The organism is Candidatus Margulisiibacteriota bacterium, from assembly GCA_003242895.1.
Lineage (GTDB): Bacteria > Margulisbacteria > Riflemargulisbacteria > GWF2-39-127 > GWF2-39-127 > GWF2-39-127.
In genome coordinates, this window is sequence record QKMY01000039.1 from 1 (window position 1) to 2334 (window position 2334).

General features: G+C 37.3%; 1 protein-coding gene. It reads left to right on the forward strand.

The features are described from left to right. Positions 1 to 1166 precede the first annotated feature (1166 nt). Entirely contained in the window at positions 1167 to 2129 is a 963-nt protein-coding gene (locus DKM50_05630) for a hypothetical protein (GenBank protein PZM80190.1), read from the forward strand. Positions 2130 to 2334 lie beyond the last annotated feature (205 nt).

The window sequence follows — 2334 nt, forward strand, 5'->3', positions numbered from 1 at the left end:
ATTACCTGGACAGCATGAATCTGAATCCCATGGACACCACATCTGAATCGACTGGATACCTTGTTTCTGAATCACCTGGCGCCTTGCGCCTGAATCTGCATTTTTCATGGTTTATTGTGAAAAACAAAATTAACGAGCCTTTTGCTAAGAATCTTTGGTATAATATTAAACGTTTGTAGAGCAAATAATTTATGATAAAAATCACCTTTATTGTAAATGTGTATTTAGTTTTTGTTCGACTAGGGTTGATAATCTAATTGCAGAAAGCCTAGCAGGACGGTCTCTATAGCAATATATACGGTTCTTCTTCATGAGATTTAAAAAAAATGTTTAACAATAATTAAAATGGGGAATTATATGTGTATGGATCAAGAAACGGAGGTAGAAGAACATGGAAGAACAAGAATTAAAAATGTTAATTGATAAGGTGAAAGATAAAATTCTACAGCGAGAAGTAAATGTGAAAAAAATTGAGTATATGATGGATTTTGGTACTGTCTCGGTAATGGTTAATGCAAGTTATAATTAAGATCAATCCCTTCTTATTAAAAATAATGGTTTGACATCCAAACAATATCTAAAAAGAAAGGCAGTTTAATGCCTTTCTTTTTTTTTAGTGCGCCCATGGGCGCTTTCTAGTCGGAGTGAGACCGATACGGGGGTTGATAGTGCCAACCGTTAGCTTAAGACAAGGGTGTCCATCGTGAGGTGGAATCTGAAGGAAGTCGGCGGCAAAGCTCTGGTCTGAGGAACACGAACTGCACAAAAGGCATATGCCTGTTGGGTAAGTTTGCATAACAAAACAGAGCCCTAAACTAATCGAAACAGGTGGTGTATATGCAGCAGATAGATGGAGTGAAAGATGGGGGATCTGGCAGATAAGTTGTGGGCATGAATTTAGAAACAACAAGCGGTGCAGCGATGTATAGTTGAACTGCCAGCCAGCAGCGGTTATAGTTACTGACCTTTAGGAAGTTGGTTTTCTGTTTAGAGCTGAAAAGTATTTGACAGTACATTTATTCTTGTTGAACCAACGTAAACGGAACTGTAATGGTAAGGGGCAGAAGTTAACTAATCAGCTACCGTCTACTCGATTTCATATGTTATAATAAGCCATATATTTGTTAACTGCGATGTTTTTATTCTAAGAGGGGGATATCTTGTCAATGAAAATTGCAAACATATTAATCTTGTTAATTTCTTTTGGTTTGTTCCAGACGTCAGCAAATGCGATCGTTGACCAGTGTAAGCCCTCAGCCTTAATACAGATAGGTAGTGGTATCGCTGTTAGCGAGAATGATGTTTTAGCCGGATCTCTTATAGCTATCGGCTCACCAGTAAGAATTGATGGCATAATTAAGGGGAATGTGATTGCTTTTGGTGATTCGATTGCCGTTAACAATGAAGTTGCTAAAGATATCATCGTTTTAGGTGGAAGCGTGAATGTCTCTGCTAATGCGCGTGTCCTCGGCGCTATTATGTGTATTGGAGGAGATGCAGTTATTGAGCCAGGAGCGAAGGTTTCAGGTCCAGTGCGTACTGGGGGAGCCGGAATATATACTGCCGGGCAGCTTTTTGCTGCGCTTAATCCTTTCTTTTCTAAATTGCATAAGGAGTTCACTCGGGAGACTTTTAAGATAATCAATTTACTATTAATCGTCGGCAAAGTAATTTTTTGGTCGTTACTTTTTTTTGTCGGGATACTCCTTGTTCTGATAGTTCCCAAAAATATCAAAAATATAGAGAAAACAATTTTCAGAAAACCAATTTTCTTGTTTTTAATCGGATTATTTATGCTCATCGTTACGGGCTTGCTATCATTATTCCTGTTTTTTACCCTAGCAGGCATTTTGATTATACCTTTTTTGGTTTGTTTTGTGCTTTTTTTCACATTCTTAGGGGCAATACTTACAATTAAAAGAATACTAGAGTTCTTTTTGAATCGTCTGAATATCTATTCTGTCGTTGATATAGTAATGTTTTTGATAGCTTTTATATTCTTATGTATCTTCTTTAATTTTAAATATTTAGAAATAATCGGCATTCCTATTATGGCTTTTACGGGTATTGTAGGGTTAGGCGGAATCATTTACACCGGCTTTGGATATAGACGGAGTCAGAATTTATAATAACGATTTGCGATAGCTAACCGTATGGGGATTATGCTATCCTCATAGTCATGTATGTCTTGGCTTTCGAGTATCCTATATTGGATCTTGGGTTCGAAGTTAGAAGGGTGCAGATACTTTCGGTGGGTTAAGCGACTTTTAAGTAATTATCGACGACATAATCCCATTCATTAGATAAATAACGAGCTCGAAGAGCAACAATGCT

Bases quoted from the DNA above. Each gene is read 5' to 3' on its own strand.
- DKM50_05630 (PZM80190.1), top strand. From the start codon at position 1,167: ATGAAAATTGCAAACATATTAATCTTGTTAATTTCTTTTGGTTTGTTC.